Genomic DNA, 18,827 nt, shown 5'->3' on the forward strand with positions numbered 1-18,827 from the left:
TTGCCCCCGATGGCTTTCATCACCGTAGGTACAGAGAACAGCAGTGATATCGAGCTCTACTATGAGGACCACGGCTCGGGCCGGCCCGTCGTGCTGATCCATGGCTACCCCCTGGATGGATCATCCTGGGAAAAGCAGACGGCGGCCCTCCTGGGCGCAGGCTACCGCGTTATTACCTATGACCGCCGCGGCTTCGGCAAATCAAGCAAGCCTGCCGGAGGCTACGACTACGACACCTTTGCCGCAGACCTCAACTCCCTGCTCACCACACTGGACCTGAACGGCGTGGTGCTGGTGGGCTTCTCCATGGGCACCGGCGAGGTAGGCCGCTACCTTGGCGCCTACGGCTCCGCCAGGGTGGCGCGTCCGGCGTTCCTCGGCTCACTGGAGCCCTGCCTGCTGAAGGCCGGCGACAACCCCGGCGGTGTCCCGCAGGACGTGTTGGGCGGCCTGATGGAAGCTGTCACGGCGGACCGCTACGCCTTCTTCACCGAATTCTTCAAGAACTTCTACAACTCCGATACCTTCCTTGGCACTCCCCGCCTGAGCCAGGAAGTGATGAGTGCGGGCTGGAACTTGGCCGTCAGCTCGTCACCCATTGCCTCTGTTGCCGCCCAGCCCACCTGGCTGACGGACTTCCGGCAGGACATCCCCAAAATCGACGTGCCCGCCCTGATTGTGCACGGCACCGCGGACAACATCCTGCCCATCGACTCCACGGGCCAGCTGTTCGCCAAGGCGCCGCCCAGCGCTGAATACGTGGAAATCGAGGGTGCTCCGCACGGTCTGTTGTGGACCCACGCGGCAGAGGTCAACGAAGCGCTGCTCGGCTTCCTGGCCAAGTAGGAAACGCAAAACGTCCGACGGCGGCACGCGCCGCCGTCGGACGCTAGCGGGGGGAATTCTCCGCTGTATGCTGCGCCTGGGAACGCGGGACAGGCTCCACGAGCTGTTCCGCGAGCTCTGTGAGTTCGCGTGGGTGGAAGGGCTTGGTGAGGTAGCCGGCGGCCCCGGAGGCCATCCCGGCCAGGACGTCGTCGTGCTCCGAACGGGCCGTAAGGAAGAGCAGCGGTGCTGCGCTGAGGGCGCGGATAGCGCGGGCCACCACGTGCCCGTCCATGTCCGGCAGCCCCAGGTCCAGGGTGACCAGTGAAATGGCAGGGTCAGCGGCGGCGGCAATGCCCTCCGCCCCCGTGCCCACTGCCCGCACCGCGAACCCGGCACGCGAGAGGACCACTGCGATCAGTCCGCGGATATCATCGTTATCCTCTACGACAAGGCAAACACGCTGCTGTTCCATCAAGCCCCCCGGCGAAAGTTGGCCCCAGTCTACCGGCGGCGGGACGCGCTGCCGGAGACCGCCACTCCTAGCCGTCGTAGTGTGTCCGGGCCGGCCCCTGGCCCAGCGCATTCACCACAGCGGCCGCCACGTCGTGCAGCTTGGTGTTGCGGGTGCTCGACGCCGCACGAAGGATGCCGAACGCATCCTGCTGGCTGCACCGGTTCTGGGCCATGATGATTCCGACCGCCATGTCGATGACTGTACGGGACTCCAGCGTGGCGCGGAGGTTTGCGGCCGTCTCGCTGTAGTGCGCAAACCGGACCGCCAGTCGGAGCGCCAGGGACGTCTGGCTGACGAAATCCTCCGCAAACTTCAAAAGGCGTCCTTCGAAGCGGTGGGCGCGGCGCGAATACAGAAGCAGGGCAGCCTTGGTTTCCCCTTCGAGCCGGAATGGAAGGGCCGCCACCGAGCGGATGCCCTGGGCAACGACGGCTGTTGCGTAGTCGGGCCAGCGGCCGTCTTCCGCAAGGTCCGGGGCGTGGACGGTCTCCTGGTCAATGGAGGCCAACAGGCCGGGGGTTTTGGTGAACCTGTGCTCCAGCCGCCCAAGGGATTTGGCTTCCTGGCTGCTGCTGGCGATTGTGGCTGCTTTCCGCTGCCTCTGCAGCGTGATCGCGCACAGCATTTCGTCGCCGGGCTCGGAGAGGTTGCGCGCGGACACCTGCGCCAGTTCGGTGAGGAAGTCCTCCACGTCGGAGCTGTTGAGCACCAGCTCATGCAGGTGCTCGGTAACGGATGTATCGGTTTTTGCTGTTGACTCGCTGGCCACGGTTTCTTGGTGCCATTCGTTCAGGTCAAAACGAGCCTGCAACACACAAACGCCCCGCAACTGGGCGGGGAGTCGGTGATGGTCGCTGGATCGACGAACTTTCCAACGGCCTGCTGCTAAACCGATAACCAGAGTATATACATCCCAGGCCGGGGGCACGGCGTCATATCCGCCGCTGCCTGCACCGCTGCATGCTGGCGCCGCGAGGGGCTAAGCGGCACAATGAAGCGGGACCGCCTTGGGAAGGACGCGAACATGACCAGGCTTCTCATCATCGGGCCGCCGGGCTCCGGCAAGGGGACCCAGGCCGGGCAACTGGCCCGGCACTTCGGCGTCCCCGCAGTTTCCACCGGGGACATCTTCCGGAGCAACGTCGACCGGCAGACGGAACTGGGAAACCAGGCTGCCAGGTACCTCGACGGCGGCCGGTTCGTCCCGGACCACCTCACCAATGCACTGGTAAAAGACCGGCTCCTCGAACGCGACGCCCGGCACGGCTTTCTGCTGGACGGCTATCCGCGCACAGCAACACAGGCCACTGAACTTGACGCCATGCTGGCAGAACAGGGACACGCACTGGACGCGGTCATCGAACTGCGGGCGCCGGATGCTGAACTGGAGGAGCGGATGCACCAGCGTGCCCGCGAGCAGGGACGCACGGATGACACCATCGACGTCTTCCGGCGCCGCCTGGACCTCTACCACCGGCAGACGCATGAAGTAGTCTCGGTGTACGCGGGCCGGGGCATCCTGGTGTCCGTCAACGGCAGCGGTGACCCAGTAGGAATTACTGCACTGGCGATCGCCGCCGTCGAACAGTTCCTAACAGCCCCGCGTCCCCCGTCCTGACCGAAACATCCCAGCGTGAACGCACTCCAACAGAAGGAAAAACTGATGAGAATTGCCGTTACAGGCGGAAACGGAAAACTGGGGCGGCCCGTGGTGCGCCGGCTCACGGACGATGGCCACCAGGTCCTCACCTTGGACCGCGAGGGAACCCGCAGCCCGGAACTGCTGCTGGTGGACCTGCGCAACTACGGGCAGGTAGTGGACGCGCTGCTGGGCGTCGATGACCGGCATGACGGGTTCGACGCCATAGTGCACCTGGGTGCCATCCCCGCCCCGGGCATCCTTCCGGACGCGGCCACCTTCGAGAACAACATGCTCTCCACATACAACGTGTTCCAGGCAGCCCGCCGCGCCGGCATCAAAAACGTGGTGTACGCGTCCAGCGAGACGGTGCTGGGGCTGCCGTTCGACATCGACCCGCCCTACATCCCGGTGGACGAGGAATACCCGCCGCGGCCGGAGAGTACCTACTCCCTGGTTAAGCGCCTCGAGGAGCAAATGGCCGTGGAGATGACGCGGTGGGACCCTGAACTGAGCATTACGGGCCTGCGGTTCTCCAACGTCATGGACGAGGCCGACTACGAGAAATTCCCCTCATTCGACGCGGACGCAACGCTGCGGAAGTGGAACCTGTGGGGCTACATCGACGGCAGGGACGGGGCCCAGGCCGTGGCACGGGCGCTGGAGAACGCCAAGCCGGGATTCGAAGCCTTCATCATCGCCAATGCCGATACCGTCATGAGCCGCTCGAGCGCCGAACTGGCGGCCGAGGTCTTTCCTGACGTCAAGGTGACCAAGGACCTGGGCGAGCACGAAACGATGCTGTCCATTGACAAGGCGCGGCGCCTGCTGGGGTTTGAACCCGAACACAGCTGGCGGAACCACGTGGACGCTGCCTCCGGCACCGGGGCAAACCAGGGATAAAGCGGGCGGCGCAGGAGTCGCCAAGGATCATCCAAGGAGCCGGGAGCAGTGCGCTTCCGGCTCCTATCCTTTTGCTGCAAGCTTTGGCCGATTGCTGGGCGGATTCCCCGTCCCGCGGCCCGCTGCCCCGCCCGTCGCCAAGTCCGGCAAAGTGCTGTCGGTGGAGGCAGGCGCCCCCCGCCCGGGGCGCACTCTGGGGTTTCCCGCCGCCCGATGGAGTGATTGGCCCGTGGCGGGGATAATCTTCAGCCTAGGCATTTACCATGGCACGCATACACTGCATGCCGACAACAGGGCGCAGGGACGGGCAGCACATTGGCACAGAAATCAGCAGGGTCCGCACTCACACGGCGTGGCACCGGCAGGTGGCATACCTTCCACGAGAAGTTCGTGGTGGAGGAGCGCTACATAGATCCTGCCGACCGGCGCCGGCTCTACCGCGCATCAATCATCCTGGCTGTGGTGGGACTGGCACTCTTTATCGCCACGCTGGTGAGCGTTGTCCAGGGCGGCGGCCTGTCCGCCGCAGACGCCCCCGTGCACAACTGGCTGCTGACCACGCGTTCAGCGGCAGCTACCGCCTTCATGATATTCCTGGCGGTGTTCTTTGGTCCCATCGCCCTGCCCATCATCGTGCTGGTGGTGATCCTCATCTGGGGATTCGCGGCGAAGCACGCCTGGCGCCCCATCCTGCTGGCCGCCGCGATGCTGACCGGGGTGATCGTCTCGCAGATCATCCTCCATATCGTCCAGCGTTCCCGGCCGCCCGTGGACCAGATGCTGTTCGGCGCGGACCAGACGTTCTCGTTCCCGTCCGGCCACGTGCTGGGCGCCTGCGACTTCCTGTTGGTCGGCGCCTACCTGATCTTCTCGCGGCGCCGGAACCCGCGCGCGGCCGTCTTCGGATTCATTGGAGCCGGCATCGGGATCACCCTTGCTATCACAAGCCGCCTTTACCTCGGCTACCACTGGCCCACCGATACCCTTGCCTCGTTCTCCCTGTCGCTGCTCATCCTGGGCGGAGTCATCGCGCTGGACACCTGGCGGACGGCGAGGATTCCCGGTGAGCCGGTCACGGGAGAGCTGTCAGAGGAAGGAGCTCCGCAGGACGAAGGCCTGCGGTGACCCGGGTTGTGGCAGCAACCCGGGTCACTGGGGACGGGACCTGGCGCGTTCCAGGGCCCGGTGCAGTTTGACGTTCGCTGCCTCGAGTTCCAGGACCTTGGCAACGCCGGCCAGGTTTAACCCCTCCTCAAGGAGTTCGCCGATCCTTTGCAGCACGGCGATGTCGTGGTCGCTGTACTGCCGGGTACCGCCCGCCGTCCGGGACGGGGTGAGCAGTCCCCTTGTTTCGTAAAGCCTGATGTTTTGCTGGCCCGTCCCCGTGAGCTCCGCTGCCACCGAGATGGCGTAAAGGGCCCGTGAACCGGGGGAGCGGGGCGCCCGTCCTGCAGCGGGATCTGCCATGTCGACTCCCAAAAATCGTTCCGTCCGGTGTCTTGCTTCAGTTTCCCACAGGTGCTATAAAAAATCTATATCCACCACCATAGATTTAGCGGAGGTGGATAGCGCAGATCCAACACCTGGAAGCTGAAGGAGTGGGAAATGATGTTGATGCGTACTGACCCGTTCCGTGAGCTTGACCGGCTCACGCAGCAGGTCTTTGGAACCGCAGCCCGCCCGGCTGCCATGCCCATGGACGCCTGGCAGGAGGAAAGCGAATTCGTCGTGGCGTTCGACCTCCCCGGCGTGAAGATGGACTCGCTGGACCTGAACATCGAACGGAACGTCCTGACCGTCCGTGCCGAGCGCCAGGACCCGACCCAGCCCAATGTCGAGCTGGTGGCCTCGGAGCGCCCCCGTGGCGTGTTCAGCCGTCAACTGATCCTGGGCGACACCCTGGACACCGACAAGATCAAGGCCAGCTACGACCAGGGCGTCCTGACCCTGCGGATTCCGGTTGCAGAGCAGGCCAAGCCGCGCAAGATTGAGATTCAGACCCAGCAGGGCGAGCGGCAACAGATCAGCACCTAGGACCGTATGCTTTCCCGTCCGCGCCCCCGGACTTCCGGCAAGGGCGCGGACGGAGCAGGAGGCTGGGATGAACGAAGTTCCCGATTACTACGCCATCCTGGGCGTAGGCCGGGAGGCCACCCGGCAGGAAATCTCCCATGCATACCGGGCCCTCATGCGCAGCCACCACCCGGACATGGACGGCGGCCAGGCGTACATGGACACGGAACCGAAAGCGGATGGTCCGGCGGGAAAGGGCAAGCCCGGTTACGGCGACGAACTCCTCCGGATCATGCAGGCGTTCAATGTCCTCCGGGACCCGAGCCGCCGTGCCGATTACGACAGGAGGCTGGCGGCCGCGGAACCCACCGTCATTCCGGTCCGGAAAGTCCGAAGCACCGGCGGACACTCCGGACCTCCCATTCGCGTCACTCCGGTGCGGTGGGAAAGCGGCCCCTGGTCCTGAACGGTCCGGGACCGCTCCACAAGGCAAGGGCCAAACCACGGCCATTCATCCAAGGAGGCGGAAAACTGCATGAGCGACTGGCGGCGCTACGATTCACACTTGATTCCGGCATTCCATGAGCGTTTTGAGCAGCGGTGGGGTGCCGGAACTGCGCCCTTCCTGGACCCTGAGGCTCATGAACAGCCGCTGCCGCGGGCACAGTGGATCAACCCGGCCACGGGTGCGGCCCTGGCGGTGGTCCCCGTGTGGACGGCAGATGAGCGGCAGCAGCGTTCCTTTGGCGTGTTTTACCTGCCGCCGGCAGGGGACATCTGGGTCCTGCGGCCCGGGTTCACCGGTTACCTGGAGCCGTCCGACGGAGACACCGAACACTTGGTGACCTTGCGCAATGACGCCTTTCGCAAGGCAGTGGGGCACGCAAAGGAGTTCCTTTTCGGGACCCAGTAGTGCACGGCATTCGGGGCTGGGAGCGGCTGCTCGTCAGCAGTGCTCCGCTGTGACATTCTGGGACGTACCCTAACCACCGTGACCAAAGGCTGGACCCCAATGCACATCACCGCCAAGGACCTCGCAGCGCTCATCCCCGCGGGGTTCACTCTTGGTGTCGCAACCGCAGCATTCCAGATCGAAGGAGCACTGGATGAGGACGGCCGCGGGCCCGCGGGGTGGGACACATTCGCTGCCCGGCCGGGCGCCATCGTGGAGGGCCACAGTCCGGTGGTGGCAACGGACCACTACCACCGGATGCCGCAGGACGTGGCGCTCCTGAAACAGCTGGGCGTGGACTCCTACCGATTCTCCTTTGCCTGGCCGCGGATCCAGCCTGGCGGCACGGGACCGGCCAACCGCGCCGGCCTGGCTTTCTATGACCGGCTCCTGGATGAGCTCCTCGCCAACGGAATCTCGCCCATGGCCACCATCTATCACTGGGACACACCCCTGGAGCTCGATGAAGCGGGCGGCTGGATGAACCGCGATACGGCATACCGGCTGGGCGAATACGCCGCGCTGGTGGCCGAGGCCTTCGGGGACAGGGTGGCCCGCTGGGTCACCATCAACGAACCGGCAACCGTGAGCGCGAACGGCTACGCGTTTGGCCTGCATTCGCCCGGCAGGGAGCTGGCCCTGGGCGCCTTTCCCACCGTCCACCACCAGCTTCTGGGCCACGGCCTCGCCGTCCAGGCCCTGCGCGCCGCGAAGGTGCCGGGGGAGATCGGGATGACCAACGTCTACTCACCCATGGTGCCGAATTCAATCAACCCCCTGGATAAGATCAGCGCCGGAATCATGGACCTTGGCCAGAACCGGCTCTACGCGGACCCGGTCCTCACGGGCAAATACCCCGACCTGATCCGTGCCGCCAAGTTCTTCAGTTCCTTCGAGCACCCCGAAGAGGACATGGAGATCATCTCCCAGCCCCTGGATTTCTACGGGCTCAACTACTACATGCCCACCAAGGTGGCGGCGGGACCGGGCGGCGGCACCGTACCGTCAAGCATGGCGGAGGCCATGGGCAGCGACCTCAGCGCAACGGGCAGCGGCGCAACACCGTTCCATGTGGAGACCTGGCCCGAAGCGGACATCACCGCGTACGGCTGGCCGGTCAAGCCCGAGTACATGGCCGTGGCCCTGAAGGAGATGGCGGAGCGGTATCCCAACCTGCCTCCCGTGATCATCACCGAGGGCGGGGCAAGTTTCGAGGACATCATCGTCCGCGACAAGTCCACCAACACCCGGTTCATCCCGGATGAGCGCCGGCTGAAGTACCTCTCCGACCACCTCGAAACGGCATTGCGCGCCACGGCGCCCGGCGGGGTGGCGGAGTCCGTGGAGCTGCTCGGATACTACGTTTGGTCCTTCCTGGACAACTTTGAGTGGTCCGCCGGCTACAACCAGCCGTTCGGACTCCTGCACGTGGACTTCGAAACGCTGGAGCGCACGCCCAAGGCGTCCTACTTCTGGTTCCAGGAGCTCATTGAAGAACGTGACCTCGCCGCAGCGGCTGACCTTGCCATCGCCCAGGCGGTGGTCCCGGATCTTCCGGTCGAGGAAGGTGCGGAGGGCACTGAAGCGCCCGACGACGACGCGGCCTTGGGCGCCAGCGCCTAGTAGGGCCTGGGCTGCGGGCTCCGGGCGCGCTGGCGGAATGCAGCAAACCAGCGCGGCCGGATCAGCCCCGGAGGAGGTCCAGCATGGCGAGCTGTTTTGCGATGCCGGCACCGTCCGGGGAGTAGATCCACGGCACCCGGGAGGTGGTGTGGTCACCGTCCTCCGAGTGTCCGCCGGCGAACACCGACTCGCTGACTGACAGTTGCCGGATGGCAATCGCGGCAACCTTCTCCGGGTTTTCGGCCGCGAATGCGGAGTAGATGGCTTCGTCGTGCTGGCCGTTGTCGCCAATCAGGAGCCACCGCATGTCCGGGAATTCCTTGGCCAGCCGTTCGAGGTTACGGTGCTTGTGGTCCTGGCCGCTGCGGAACCAGCGGTCCTGGGTGAGCCCCCAGTCGGTCAGCAGCAGGGCGCCCTTCGGGTACATGTTCCGCGTCAGGAAACGTGCCAGGGTGGGGGCGGCGTTCCAGGGCCCGGTGGACAGGTAGATCACCGGGGCATCAGGGTGTTCAATAGTCAGGCGGTCCAGCAGCACGGCCATGCCCGGGGTGGCCATGCGCGCCCGTTCGCTGAGCACAAACGTGTTCCACAGTGCCAGGAAGGGCCGGGGCAAGGCGGTGACCATCACGGTGTCGTCAATGTCGGAGACAATGCCGAATTCCACGCCGGGGGCGATCACCTGGATGAGTGCCTCGGCCGGCTCGGTCCCCTCGGCGCACAGGACGGCGGTGTGCCAGCCAGGGGTCAGCTCCACTTCCACCTCGGTATCGATCAGGCCGCCCCGGTCCGCCGTGACGTGGGTGACTATGCCCCCGATGGTGATTTCGACGTCGGAATACTGCAGCGGGACGCCCGTGAAGGCCCGCCAGCCCCGGATGTTCTGGTTGCCGTTCTTCGCTTCGTGCTCCGCTTTGCTCCCGGGCAGGGGTTTCTGGGTCAGCAGTACCCTCCCCAGCACCCGTACCCGGGTGGTGGAACCGTAGCCTTGGTAGGCGATGGTCTGCGGCATGAACTTCCACCGCTTGGCGAGGTGGATCCGCACGTCGTTGACCGCATCCGACAATCGGTGCGCCAGCCGGAAGAACTGGCTTCCGGAAAGGGCGTAGTGGCCCTTCGCGTTCTGCCGGGCTGGGCGTGCCGTGTCCTGGGCTGGGTTCTGCGGAGCCGTGTCCATGGGACCACTCTGCCACAGGGCGGCCGCAGCGATCAGCCGGTGCCCAGGATCCCCCGCAGGGTCCGGGCATTCCGCACTGCGTTCCCGCCGCCGTCGTTGTTGAAGTAGGCGTAAACGTCGATGCCCGCGCCGTCCCACTCCCTGATCCGGTCAGCCCACCATTGCATGTCCTCGTCCGAGTAAGAGCCGCCATACAGGTGCTGCTGATCGGGCCCGTGCAGCCGGACGTAGGTGAAGGGTGCGGTGGTGCGCAGGATACAGGGAAGGTTGGCGCCGCTCATGATGCAGTAGGCCGCCCGGTGCCGCTCCAACAGGGAAAACACCTCCGGGCAGTCCCAGCTGGGGTGCCGGAACTCAACCGCCACCCTGATCCAGGACGGAAGCGCTGCCAGGAAGTAGTCCAGCCTGGCATCATCCCGCTCCAGCTGGGGAGGAAGCTGGACCAGGAGCACGGCACGTTTGTCCCCCAGTTCATGCCAGCACGTGGCGATCCGCTCTATCCAGACTTCCGGCGAATACAGCTTGCGGGCGTGCGTCAGCCCCCGGGGAGCCTTGACGGACATGCTGAAACCGGGTGGAAGGCGCCGGTTCCAGCCAGCGAAGGTGGTATCGCGGGGCCACCGGTAGAAACTCGCGTTCAACTCGACCGTGCTGAACGCGGCCACGTAGCACTGGAGACGGTCCCGGACGGGCAGGCCCGGCGGGTACAGCACGTTCTCCCAGTGGTCGTAGCTCCAACCGGAGGTGCCAACATGGATTGCCATTTTGCTCAGGCTACACCCGCACATTTCCCCTTCCGTTCCGGGCACCGTGTGGCAGGGTAATGTCATGGCGCGAATTGAAGATTATGCGGTGGTAGGCGACCTCCATACCGGGGGCCTGATCAGCAAGGAAGGTTCCATCGACTGGCTCTGCCTTCCCAGGTTCGATTCCCCCGCGTGCTTCAACGCCCTCCTGGACACGCCCGACGCCGGGCGCTGGCTGCTGGCCCCGGAAGGAGGAGGTGCCTGCACGCGCCGGAGCTACCGGGACGGCAGCCTGGTCCTCGACACCGAGTGGGAAACCCCGGAGGGGACGGTGCGGGTCACCGATTTCATGCCGCCCCGCGATTCGGTGGCGGACATCGTCCGGATCGTGGAGGGCCTAAGCGGCAGCGTTCGGATGCACGGTGAACTGATCATGCGTTTTGACTATGGGCACATCGTTCCGTGGGTGCGCAAGGATAAGCGCGGCCTGCACGCCATCGCGGGTCCTGACGCCGTCTACCTGGTGACGCCGGCACCGCTGCACGGTGAGAACATGCACACCATCAGTGACTTCACCGTGAAGGCAGGCGAGAAAGTGCCGTTCGTGCTGACGTGGGCGCCCAGCCACGTGGGGCGCCCGGTCACGGTGGACGCAGAAGAAGTACTGGACAGCACCTTTGAGTTTTGGCGGGGGTGGTCCTCGCAATGCACCGTCAGGGGGAAGTACCAGGACGCGGTGGTCCGCTCTCTGGTGACGCTCAAGGCGCTGACCTACGCCCCCACAGGGGGGATCGTCGCGGCCATTACCACCTCGCTTCCCGAGCAGCCGGGCGGCCAGCGCAACTGGGACTACCGCTACTGCTGGCTCCGGGACGCCGCCATGACCCTCCAGGCGCTGCTCGCCGCAGGCTACACCGCGGAGGCGGCTGCCTGGCGGGACTGGCTGCTCCGTGCGGTTGCAGGGGACCCTGCCGACCTGCAGATCATGTATGGGATCCACGGCGAACGGCGGCTGCCGGAAATGGAACTGCCGTGGCTGAAAGGCTACGAGAACTCGGTCCCCGTGCGGATCGGCAATGCGGCGGCGGAGCAGTTCCAGCTGGATGTGTGGGGTGAGGTCCTTGACTGCCTTGCCCTGACGCGGAACTCGCTGTTGAAGCACACGGACGAGGCCTGGGATGTGCAGATCGCACTGATGGAACACCTGGAGACCATTTGGGACCAGCCGGACAACGGGCTCTGGGAAATGCGCGGTCCCCGCCGCCACTTCACCCACTCCAAGGTCATGGCCTGGGTGGCGGCGGACCGGATGGTGAAGGGCGTCCGCGAATCCGGGCTGCCGGGCCCGGTGGAACGCTGGGAGGCGCTCCGGGACCGGATCCGCGAAGACATCATGGCCAACGGGTATGACGCCAAGCGCAACACGTTCGTGCAGTCCTACGGCCGCCCCGAGCTGGATGCCAGCCTGCTGTTGATTCCCAGGGTGGGATTCCTGCCCAACGACGACCCCAAGGTCATCGGCACCATCGAGGCCATCCAGCGGGAGCTGACCCAGGACGGGTTCGTGCTGCGGTACAAGCCGGAAGAGAGCGATGACGGACTGCCCGGCGACGAGGGCGTCTTCCTGGCCTGTTCATTCTGGATGGTGGAGGCGCTCCTGGGCGCCGGGCGCCATGAGGAATCCCGTGAACTCTTCGAGCGGCTGCTGGAACTGCGCAACGATGTAGGGCTGCTGAGTGAGGAATGGGGAGTCAAGTCAGGCCGCCAACTGGGCAACACACCGCAGGCATTCAGCCATTTCGCGCTTGTGACTAGCGCCCTGGAGCTCCATCAGGATACGGTACGGCGAAGTGACACCCCCCTTCCGTCCGCACGGGCGGACTCGCGCTGAGGCGGCGCGGGCCAGGGGCCGAACTTCTCCTTCGCAGGATAGATAAGTATACTTACTAAAACCTCATGGAGTGCTCCCAAGCACAATGCCGTGATTGACGGAGGAGTGATAGTTATGGCCGGATTTTTCGAGCTCGTGGATGCCCCTGACGGCGGTTATCGGATCAGGATGATGGACGGAAGCGGGAACCTGATGGCCATCTCGGTCACCTTCCCCACCAAAAGGGCAGCTGTGGCCGGCGTGGCGATGGCCCGCGAGATTGCCGGTACGGGCCTAATCCGGGACAAGAGCCTGGACGGCGCCGGCACGGTTATCCGTGAACGTGTACGCCCGGTCAACTCCCCTAAGGAGGAGGCCGCCAGGCGCAAGAAGGCCCCTGACGTGCGACGGGCAGCGGTGGGCTGATGTCCGAGGCTACGACACCCCCTGGCGGTCCTCGCCGGGGGTCCTCTTTGACGTTGACGGGACGCTGATCGACTCGTCCTACATCCACACCGTCGCCTGGTGGGGCGCGTTCCGCCAGTACGGGCATGACGTGCCCATGGCGGCCATCCATCAACTTGTCGGAATGGGCGGCGCCCGGCTGGTGGACAATCTGCTGCCGTCCGATCGTGACCGTGATGAAGACGAGGACATCATGGCCAGCCATGGAGCGCTTTATGCCTCGCACTGGCCCTCGCTGCGCGCCCTTGACGGCGCCAAGAACCTGTTGGGCCAGTGCCACGCCGGTGGCCTTGCCGTCGCACTCGCCTCCTCCGCAAGGGAAAGGGACCTGCAGGTCATGCGGTCTGTCCTGGACGCCGACGCGTTCCTCGATGCTGCCACCAGCGCAAACGATGCGGAGGAAAGCAAGCCGGCGCCGGACATCCTCGAAGCTGCCCTCGAAGCCGTGGGGGTGGAGGCCGGAAATGCCGTCTACGTCGGTGACGCCGTCTGGGATATGAAGGCCGCCGCGGCGCTGGGCATCCCGGCCATAGGGGTTACCTGCGGCGGCATCCAGGCCGGGCAACTGCGTGAGGCGGGCGCCGTCGAGGTCTACCAAGGACCGCGCGATCTGCTGCAAAACCTGGCCTCAAGTGCCATTGGCCGGCTGCTGGCTCTGCAGCCGGACTCCTGAGGTCAGCCTCCGCTCACAGCGGCCGGCCGCCCGGCACTGAGTCCTCATTGCCGGCAATGGCGGGCTTGGTCCAGGACACCGTCACCTTGACGGAACCGTCGTCGTTCCGTTCGACGTCGGTGGCTACCTCCGCCGCGGGCGCGCCCATTTCCTCCACCCGTGTCCGGTAGGTGCTGACCAGTTGGGCCAGGCTTTCCTCTGTCCACTCACCCGGGCGCATGCGGGTGGAGATCTCGACCGGTTCCGGCTGGTACAGCGACATGCGTTCCTCTTTCACGTGCTTTTCCTGATCGTTCTGGACTCTTCCTACGCTAGGAGCAGCCGGCGCGTGCCACAAGCTTTTGATCAGCATGCTTACTTTTTTCCCTTAAAACCGATAGCGTCGAAGAAAGGGTGCCCGCGGGTGCCCTTCCCCGCCGGGGGAGAACCCCCCGCGCAAAGCAGACGAAAGGGAGACTGTGAAAGCACTGACGTGGCAAGGAAAACGGTCGGTAAGCGTGGAAGAAGTTCCCGATCCCGTCATCCAGGAACCGACGGACGCGATTGTCCGCATCACCTCCACCGCCATCTGCGGCTCCGACCTCCACCTTTACGAAGTCCTGGGCCCCTACATGCACAAAGGCGACGTCATCGGCCACGAGCCCATGGGCATTGTGGAGGAGGTGGGCAGCGGCGTCACAAACCTCCGCAAGGGCGACCGCGTGGTGGTCCCGTTCAACATCTCGTGCGGCTCCTGCTACATGTGCAAGCAGGGCCTGCAGTCCCAGTGCGAAACCACCCAGGTCAAGGAAAAGGGATCCGGCGCTGCCCTCTTCGGCTACTCCGAGCTGTACGGGTCCGTTCCCGGCGGCCAGGCCGAATTCCTCCGCGTCCCGCACGCCGACTACGGCCCCGTCAAGGTGGGCAGCGAACTCCCGGACGAGCGCTACCTGTTCCTCTCCGACATCCTTCCCACCGCCTGGCAGGCCGTGGAGTATGCGGACGTACCGGCCGGCGGCACTCTTGCCGTGTTCGGCCTCGGACCCGTGGGACAGTTCGCCGGCCGCATCGGCGTGCACCGCGGCTTCCGCGTGATCGGCATCGATCCCGTCCCGGAACGCCGGGAGATGGCGGCGCGGCACGGCGTGGAAACGCTCGATTACAGCAAGGCGATCGGTGATGAACTCCGGGAGATGACGGGCGGTCGCGGCCCGGATGCCGTGGTTGACGCCGTCGGCATGGAAGCCCATGGCTCCCCGGTGGCGGGGTTCGCGCACCAGGCGCTGGGGCTGCTGCCGGACAAGCTGGCGCAGAAGGCCATGGAAACCGGCGGTGTGGACCGGCTGGCTGCCCTGCACGCCTCCATCGACGCGGTGCGCCGGGGCGGCACGCTGTCCCTGAGCGGCGTATACGGCGGCACTGCCAGCCCCATGCCGATGCTCACGATGTTCGACAAGCAGTTGCAGGTACGCATGGGCCAGTGCAACGTGCGGCGCTGGACCGATGACATCCTTCCCCTCGTGGAGGACGACGCCGATCCGCTGGGTGTCATGGACCTGGTCACCCACCGTTCGGGCCTGGACGGTGCCCCGGCCCTGTACGAGAAGTTCCAGAAGAAGGAAGACGGCTGCATCAAGGTGGTCCTCAACCCCGGCGCCTGAGCCGCACCAGCAGCACAAAAAGCAGGGGCCGTTATGGAATTCCATAACGGCCCCTGCCAGTCCCCGAAGGGGAAAGGGCTAGGTGAGCTTCACCTGGCGGTTCATGTCCTTGTACAGCAGGTAGCGGAACTCGCCCGGGCCGCCGGCGTAGCAGGCCTGCGGGCAGAAGGCGCGCAGCCACATGAAGTCGCCGGCCTCCACCTCCACCCAGTCGTTGTTCAGCAGGTACATGGCCTTGCCCTCCAGGACGTACAGGCCGTGCTCCATCACGTGGGTTTCGGGGAACGGGATCACGCCGCCGGGCTGGAACGTCACGATGTTGACCTGCATGTCATGCGCCAGGTCACCGGAGTCCGTGAAGCGGGTGGTCTTCCAGACGTCGTTGGTGTCCGGCATGGACGTGGGCTCCACGTCCTTCTCGTTGGTGACGAAGGACTTGGCTTCATAACCCTCGAGGCGCTCATAGGCCTTGCGGATCCAATGGAAGGACACGACGTCGTCCGAGACGTTTTCCAGGCCCCACTGCGCGCCGGCGGCCAGGTAGGCGTAGCCGCCCTCCTCCAGCTGGTGGAGCTCGCCGTCGAGCGTGAGGTTGACCTTGCCCCTGGTGACGAAGACGACGCCTTCCACCCCTGCCTCGAACTCGGCCTTCGGCGCGCCGCCGCCGGGACCGATTTCGACGATCAGCTGGGAGAAAGTGGTGGCGAATCCTGAGATGGGACGGGCGATGATCCACGACCGGGTGTTGGAGAAGCCCGGCAGGTTGGACGTGACGATGTCCGTCATCACGCCCTTGGGGATCACCGTGTACGCCTCGGTGACGATGGCCCGTTCGGTGGTGAGGTGCGTCTGCGGCGGCAGTCCGCCGCTGGGGGAGTAGTACTTGCCCATGGAAGGAATCCTTTGCTTACGGGTTGGAAGTGATGGCCAGCCGCGGGTGCGCCAGTGCGGTGAGCTGCGGAATTCCGACGCCGGCAAGCGCCTGGACTTCCTCGGCACCCACAGCGCCGCACTGGACGCCACGGAGCACGAACGCGGCCAAGGCTCGGGCGGTTGCCGGCTCGTCCATGACCCCGCCTTCGGTCCGTTCCACGTAGTTGCGCAGGCGGGCGGCAGCGGCCGGCAGGCCTTGGCGGTAGAAGGCGTAGGTGGCGGCGAACCGGCTGGGCAGCTGGGCCGGGTGCAGGTCCCAGCCCTGGTAGTAGCCGCGTTCCAGTGACCGGCGGACCAGGCGGCCGTGCAGCTGCCAGGCGTTCTCCACGTTGTCGCCCACCGGGATGATGTTGGTGGACCCGTCGGAGAGCCGGATGCCCGTGCCGGCCACTGCCAGCTGCATGACCTCCTTGGCGAAGTCCGCCACCGGGTGCTCCATGGACTGGTATTCAGCGGAGATCTGCAGGGACGCGGAGTAGTCGTAGGTTCCGTAGTGCAGCCCGCTGATCCTGCCGGGGACGGCGTGCGGCAGCTGGGCCACCGGCGACGTGCCGTCCGGGCCGAGGATCAGCTGCGGCGTCTCCACCTGCACCTCGAACCGCAACCGGCCCGCGGGCAGCGAGTGGACTTCCTCGAGCCGGGACACGGCGTAGTCCATGGCCTGCACCTGGGCCACCGTGGTGACCTTGGGCAGCGTCAGGACCAGGCCGTCCGGCAACTCACCGGCGGCGGCGAGACCTGAGACGAACAGGTCCAGCGTCCGCAGCCCCCGCGCCCGGGTGGGAGCCTCGAAGCATTTGAAGCGGATGCCGATGAACGGGGGAGCGGACCCCGCAGCGACTGCCGTGGCCACCGCGGAAGCGGCGGCAACCGCGGCGGCATCCTCGGCGTCGTCGCCCCTGTCCCCGAAGCCGTCCTCAAAGTCCAGGCGCAGGTCCTCAATGGGCTCGCTGGAAAGCTTCGCATCCACGCGCGGGGCAACAGCCTGTGCCAGCGTGGCATCCTGGCCCAGCAGTCCGCAGAGTCTCCCGAACCCGCCGTGCGCCTTCACGGCCGCCGTTGCCTGGGCGCCCCAGTCGGCAGCGAGCGACGGCGTGAAACGGTCCGCCGGCACGTACACCGTGTGCACGGGCTGGCGGGAGCCGTCGTCGCCCGGGTAGTTCTGCTCCAGCAGCCGGTCGGTGGCGGCAAGCTGCCCGTCAATGGAGGCGAGGTCCCTTGCGGAGAGCGAGGGTTTGGGTGCAGCCATCTCAGTCCACCAGCTCGTAGGCAGGGGTGGTGAGGAAGTCCGTGTAGTCGTCCGAGAGGCAGATGTCGGCGATCAGTTCGCCGGCCGGCTGGTAGTAGCGGCGGAAGGCCTCGTCGCCGAACTCGGTGCGCAGCCGCTCCGTTTCCTCGCCGAGGATCCGCTCCACCAGCTCCTTGGTCACCGTGTTGCCGGTGTCCGCGAGGATGGACTTGTTGCGGATCTGCTGCCACACCTGGGATCGGGAGATTTCCGCGGTGGCGGCGTCCTCCATCAGGTTGTGGATGGCCACGGCGCCGTTCCCGGACAGCCACACTGCCGTGTAGGCGACGGCCACGTAGAGGTTCAGGCGCAGGCCGGCCTCGGTGACCTGGCCGTCGGCGGACTGGACATCGAGCAGCTGCGCGGCGGTGACGGAAACCTCCGGGCGCTGCTTGTCCACCTGGTTGGGCTTCTCGCCGAGGACAGAGTCGAAGACTTCGCGGCAGGTGGGGACCAGGTCCGGGTGGGCAACCCAGGAACCGTCGAAGCCGTCGTTCGCCTCGCGGGTCTTGTCAGCACGCACCTTTTCAAAGGCGGCTGCGGTGACTTCCGGGTGGCGGCGGTTGGGGATGACCGCAGCCATGCCGCCCATGGCGAAGGCGCCGCGCTTGTGGCAGGTCTTGACCAGGAGCTCGGTGTAGGCGCGCATGAAGGGGGCGGTCATCACAACGGAGGCGCGGTCCGGCAGGACGAACTCCTCGCCCGCGTCACGGAAGTACTTGATGATGCTGAAGAGGTAGTCCCAGCGGCCGGCGTTCAGGCCTGAAGCGTGGTCCCGCAGCTCGTAGAGGATCTCGTCCATCTCGAAGGCGGCCGGGATGGTCTCGATCAGCACGGTGGCCCGGATGGTGCCCTGGTGAAGGCCGAGGTAGTCCTGCGCGAAGACGAAGACGTCGTTCCACAGCCGGGCCTCGAGGTGGCTTTCCATCTTGGGCAGGTAGTAGTACGGGCCCTGTCCGTTCAGCACCAGTTGCTTGGCGATGTGGAAGAAGTGCAGGCCGAAGTCCACCAGGGCGCCCACGGCGGGTTCGCCGTTGATGAGGAGGTGCTTTTCCTGCATGTGCCAGCCCCGCGGGCGGGCCACAACGACGGCGAGCGGAGCGTCGGTGCGCAGGCGGTACTCCTTGCCCTCATCCGAGGTGTAGCTGAGGGTGCCCTGGGCGGCGTCCCGGAGGTTCAGGATGGCGTCGATGACGTTGGCCCAGGTGGGTGTGCTGGCGTCCTCAAGGTCCGCCAGCCACACCTTCGCACCGCTGTTGAGGGCGTTGATGGCCATCTTCGCCGGCGAGGCCGGCCCGGTCATCTCCACCCGGCGGTCCTGCAAAGCTGCGGGCGCGGGCGCGACTTTCCAGTCGCCGTCGCGCACGTCCTGGGTCTCCGGCAGGAAGTCCAGCTTGCCGGTCTCGGCAACCCGCTGCCGCTTGGCGGCGCGTGCCGCCAGGAGTTCGTTGCGGGTGCCGGCGAACCGGTTGTGGAGTTCTTCCACGAAGGCCAGAGCCTTGGGTGTGAGGATCTCCTCCGCGCGGGGGATCGGCCGGGGATCTGTGACGGTGATGGCCATTTCTG

21 protein-coding genes are annotated in these 18,827 nt (G+C 65.8%); 12 read left to right on the plus strand and 9 right to left on the minus strand.

All coding sequences use genetic code 11. From position 1 onward, the window contains the following. Nucleotides 1-9 precede the first annotated feature (9 nt). A complete protein-coding gene (locus tag J2X98_RS03135; protein WP_307304122.1) occupies nt 10-846 on the plus strand; it encodes an alpha/beta fold hydrolase in 837 nt (278 codons plus the stop codon). 43 nt (nt 847-889) lie between these two features. Here the strand turns inward: J2X98_RS03135 and J2X98_RS03140 are convergent, their stop codons facing one another. Together J2X98_RS03140 and J2X98_RS03145 are read right to left on the minus strand one after the other, a co-directional pair. Beyond that, nucleotides 890-1,300: a response regulator transcription factor gene (locus tag J2X98_RS03140; RefSeq protein ID WP_307304123.1), complete on the minus strand. Its 411-nt coding sequence runs from the start codon at nt 1,298-1,300 to the stop codon at nt 890-892. A gap of 67 nt (nt 1,301-1,367) precedes the next feature. Next, the gene (locus tag J2X98_RS03145) at nt 1,368-2,111 is read right to left on the minus strand and encodes a GAF and ANTAR domain-containing protein (RefSeq protein WP_141945859.1); all 744 of its coding nucleotides are present in this window, start codon (nt 2,109-2,111) and stop codon (nt 1,368-1,370) included. 255 nt (nt 2,112-2,366) lie between these two features. On the opposite strand from J2X98_RS03145, the gene J2X98_RS03150 reads away from it, so the two are divergent. The 3 genes from J2X98_RS03150 to J2X98_RS03160 all read left to right on the plus strand — a co-directional run bounded on the left by J2X98_RS03150 (nt 2,367) and on the right by J2X98_RS03160 (nt 5,009). Then, the gene (locus J2X98_RS03150) at nt 2,367-2,960 is read left to right on the plus strand and encodes an adenylate kinase (protein ID WP_141945861.1); all 594 of its coding nucleotides are present in this window, start codon (nt 2,367-2,369) and stop codon (nt 2,958-2,960) included. A 45-nt stretch (nt 2,961-3,005) separates the two neighbouring features. Next, entirely contained in the window at nt 3,006-3,884 is an 879-nt protein-coding gene (locus tag J2X98_RS03155) for an NAD-dependent epimerase/dehydratase family protein (protein ID WP_307304125.1), read from the plus strand. 315 nt (nt 3,885-4,199) lie between these two features. After that, complete coding sequence (locus tag J2X98_RS03160; RefSeq protein WP_307304127.1) at nt 4,200-5,009, plus strand: phosphatase PAP2 family protein; 810 nt, start codon at nt 4,200-4,202, stop codon at nt 5,007-5,009. A 24-nt stretch (nt 5,010-5,033) separates the two neighbouring features. Here J2X98_RS03160 and J2X98_RS03165 read toward each other — a convergent pair whose 3' ends face one another. Then, complete coding sequence (locus J2X98_RS03165) at nt 5,034-5,351, minus strand: MerR family transcriptional regulator (RefSeq protein ID WP_307304129.1); 318 nt, start codon at nt 5,349-5,351, stop codon at nt 5,034-5,036. 141 nt (nt 5,352-5,492) lie between these two features. Here J2X98_RS03165 and J2X98_RS03170 point away from each other — a divergent pair, with 141 nt between their 5' ends. The 4 genes from J2X98_RS03170 to J2X98_RS03185 all read left to right on the plus strand — a co-directional run bounded on the left by J2X98_RS03170 (nt 5,493) and on the right by J2X98_RS03185 (nt 8,472). After that, on the plus strand, nt 5,493-5,918 hold the full coding sequence (locus tag J2X98_RS03170) for an Hsp20/alpha crystallin family protein (RefSeq protein ID WP_307304218.1): 426 nt from the start codon (nt 5,493-5,495) through the stop codon (nt 5,916-5,918). A 67-nt stretch (nt 5,919-5,985) separates the two neighbouring features. After that, nucleotides 5,986-6,363, plus strand: a complete 378-nt coding sequence (locus J2X98_RS03175; RefSeq protein WP_141945869.1) for a J domain-containing protein — start codon at nt 5,986-5,988, stop codon at nt 6,361-6,363. A 69-nt stretch (nt 6,364-6,432) separates the two neighbouring features. After that, complete coding sequence (locus tag J2X98_RS03180; protein ID WP_141945871.1) at nt 6,433-6,810, plus strand: hypothetical protein; 378 nt, start codon at nt 6,433-6,435, stop codon at nt 6,808-6,810. A 99-nt stretch (nt 6,811-6,909) separates the two neighbouring features. Then, nucleotides 6,910-8,472: a glycoside hydrolase family 1 protein gene (locus J2X98_RS03185; RefSeq protein WP_141946760.1), complete on the plus strand. Its 1,563-nt coding sequence runs from the start codon at nt 6,910-6,912 to the stop codon at nt 8,470-8,472. Nucleotides 8,473-8,533: 61 nt separating this feature from the next. Here J2X98_RS03185 and J2X98_RS03190 read toward each other — a convergent pair whose 3' ends face one another. Together J2X98_RS03190 and J2X98_RS03195 are read right to left on the minus strand one after the other, a co-directional pair. Next, complete coding sequence (locus J2X98_RS03190; protein ID WP_307304132.1) at nt 8,534-9,646, minus strand: App1 family protein; 1,113 nt, start codon at nt 9,644-9,646, stop codon at nt 8,534-8,536. Nucleotides 9,647-9,678: 32 nt separating this feature from the next. Next, nucleotides 9,679-10,410, minus strand: coding sequence for a DUF72 domain-containing protein (locus J2X98_RS03195; RefSeq protein ID WP_141945873.1), 732 nt, complete (start codon nt 10,408-10,410; stop codon nt 9,679-9,681). 64 nt (nt 10,411-10,474) lie between these two features. Between J2X98_RS03195 and J2X98_RS03200 the strand changes: the two genes are divergently transcribed. The 3 genes from J2X98_RS03200 to J2X98_RS03210 all read left to right on the plus strand — a co-directional run bounded on the left by J2X98_RS03200 (nt 10,475) and on the right by J2X98_RS03210 (nt 13,400). Continuing rightward, nucleotides 10,475-12,283 (plus strand): glycoside hydrolase family 15 protein, encoded by a 1,809-nt coding sequence (locus J2X98_RS03200; RefSeq protein ID WP_307304137.1) that lies wholly within the window; start codon nt 10,475-10,477, stop codon nt 12,281-12,283. Between the two features lie 114 nt (nt 12,284-12,397). Beyond that, nucleotides 12,398-12,688, plus strand: coding sequence for a hypothetical protein (locus J2X98_RS03205; RefSeq protein WP_141945877.1), 291 nt, complete (start codon nt 12,398-12,400; stop codon nt 12,686-12,688). Between the two features lie 82 nt (nt 12,689-12,770). Next, the gene (locus J2X98_RS03210) at nt 12,771-13,400 is read left to right on the plus strand and encodes an HAD family hydrolase (RefSeq protein ID WP_373460824.1); all 630 of its coding nucleotides are present in this window, start codon (nt 12,771-12,773) and stop codon (nt 13,398-13,400) included. 13 nt (nt 13,401-13,413) lie between these two features. On the opposite strand, the gene J2X98_RS03215 is transcribed toward J2X98_RS03210, so the two are convergent. Next, entirely contained in the window at nt 13,414-13,677 is a 264-nt protein-coding gene (locus J2X98_RS03215) for a hypothetical protein (RefSeq protein ID WP_307304139.1), read from the minus strand. A gap of 181 nt (nt 13,678-13,858) precedes the next feature. Between J2X98_RS03215 and J2X98_RS03220 the strand changes: the two genes are divergently transcribed. Next, nucleotides 13,859-15,040 (plus strand): zinc-dependent alcohol dehydrogenase, encoded by a 1,182-nt coding sequence (locus tag J2X98_RS03220; protein ID WP_307304140.1) that lies wholly within the window; start codon nt 13,859-13,861, stop codon nt 15,038-15,040. A gap of 78 nt (nt 15,041-15,118) precedes the next feature. On the opposite strand, the gene J2X98_RS03225 is transcribed toward J2X98_RS03220, so the two are convergent. The 3 genes from J2X98_RS03225 to aceB are packed head-to-tail and all read right to left on the minus strand — an operon-like array spanning nt 15,119 to nt 18,822. Next, entirely contained in the window at nt 15,119-15,931 is an 813-nt protein-coding gene (locus J2X98_RS03225) for a bifunctional allantoicase/(S)-ureidoglycine aminohydrolase (protein ID WP_307304143.1), read from the minus strand. Nucleotides 15,932-15,947: 16 nt separating this feature from the next. After that, a complete protein-coding gene (locus tag J2X98_RS03230; protein ID WP_307304145.1) occupies nt 15,948-17,222 on the minus strand; it encodes a DUF6986 family protein in 1,275 nt (424 codons plus the stop codon). Between the two features lies 1 nt (nt 17,223). Continuing rightward, nucleotides 17,224-18,822 carry a malate synthase A gene (gene aceB, locus J2X98_RS03235; RefSeq protein ID WP_141945886.1) on the minus strand — a complete coding sequence of 533 codons (1,599 nt, stop codon included), beginning with the start codon at nt 18,820-18,822 and terminating at the stop codon, nt 17,224-17,226. Nucleotides 18,823-18,827: the final 5 nt, after the last annotated feature.

Source organism: Pseudarthrobacter enclensis (assembly GCF_030811655.1).
In the GTDB taxonomy this organism is placed as follows: Bacteria; Actinomycetota; Actinomycetes; order Actinomycetales; family Micrococcaceae; genus Arthrobacter; species Arthrobacter enclensis_A.

What these genes read in the sequence shown, in the direction of transcription:
- J2X98_RS03150 (WP_141945861.1), top strand. Translation starts at nt 2,367, where the DNA reads ATGACCAGGCTTCTCATCATCGGGCCGCCGGGCTCCGGCAAGGGGACC.
- J2X98_RS03135 (WP_307304122.1), top strand. Translation starts at nt 10, where the DNA reads ATGGCTTTCATCACCGTAGGTACAGAGAACAGCAGTGATATCGAGCTC.
- J2X98_RS03175 (WP_141945869.1), top strand. Translation starts at nt 5,986, where the DNA reads ATGAACGAAGTTCCCGATTACTACGCCATCCTGGGCGTAGGCCGGGAG.
- J2X98_RS03170 (WP_307304218.1), top strand. Translation starts at nt 5,493, where the DNA reads ATGTTGATGCGTACTGACCCGTTCCGTGAGCTTGACCGGCTCACGCAG.
- J2X98_RS03200 (WP_307304137.1), top strand. Translation starts at nt 10,475, where the DNA reads ATGGCGCGAATTGAAGATTATGCGGTGGTAGGCGACCTCCATACCGGG.
- J2X98_RS03205 (WP_141945877.1), top strand. Translation starts at nt 12,398, where the DNA reads ATGGCCGGATTTTTCGAGCTCGTGGATGCCCCTGACGGCGGTTATCGG.
- aceB (WP_141945886.1), bottom strand. Translation starts at nt 18,822, where the DNA reads ATGGCCATCACCGTCACAGATCCCCGGCCGATCCCCCGCGCGGAGGAG.
- J2X98_RS03190 (WP_307304132.1), bottom strand. Translation starts at nt 9,646, where the DNA reads ATGGACACGGCTCCGCAGAACCCAGCCCAGGACACGGCACGCCCAGCC.
- J2X98_RS03185 (WP_141946760.1), top strand. Translation starts at nt 6,910, where the DNA reads ATGCACATCACCGCCAAGGACCTCGCAGCGCTCATCCCCGCGGGGTTC.
- J2X98_RS03180 (WP_141945871.1), top strand. Translation starts at nt 6,433, where the DNA reads ATGAGCGACTGGCGGCGCTACGATTCACACTTGATTCCGGCATTCCAT.
- J2X98_RS03195 (WP_141945873.1), bottom strand. Translation starts at nt 10,410, where the DNA reads ATGGCAATCCATGTTGGCACCTCCGGTTGGAGCTACGACCACTGGGAG.
- J2X98_RS03230 (WP_307304145.1), bottom strand. Translation starts at nt 17,222, where the DNA reads ATGGCTGCACCCAAACCCTCGCTCTCCGCAAGGGACCTCGCCTCCATT.
- J2X98_RS03155 (WP_307304125.1), top strand. Translation starts at nt 3,006, where the DNA reads ATGAGAATTGCCGTTACAGGCGGAAACGGAAAACTGGGGCGGCCCGTG.
- J2X98_RS03140 (WP_307304123.1), bottom strand. Translation starts at nt 1,300, where the DNA reads ATGGAACAGCAGCGTGTTTGCCTTGTCGTAGAGGATAACGATGATATC.
- J2X98_RS03225 (WP_307304143.1), bottom strand. Translation starts at nt 15,931, where the DNA reads ATGGGCAAGTACTACTCCCCCAGCGGCGGACTGCCGCCGCAGACGCAC.
- J2X98_RS03165 (WP_307304129.1), bottom strand. Translation starts at nt 5,351, where the DNA reads ATGGCAGATCCCGCTGCAGGACGGGCGCCCCGCTCCCCCGGTTCACGG.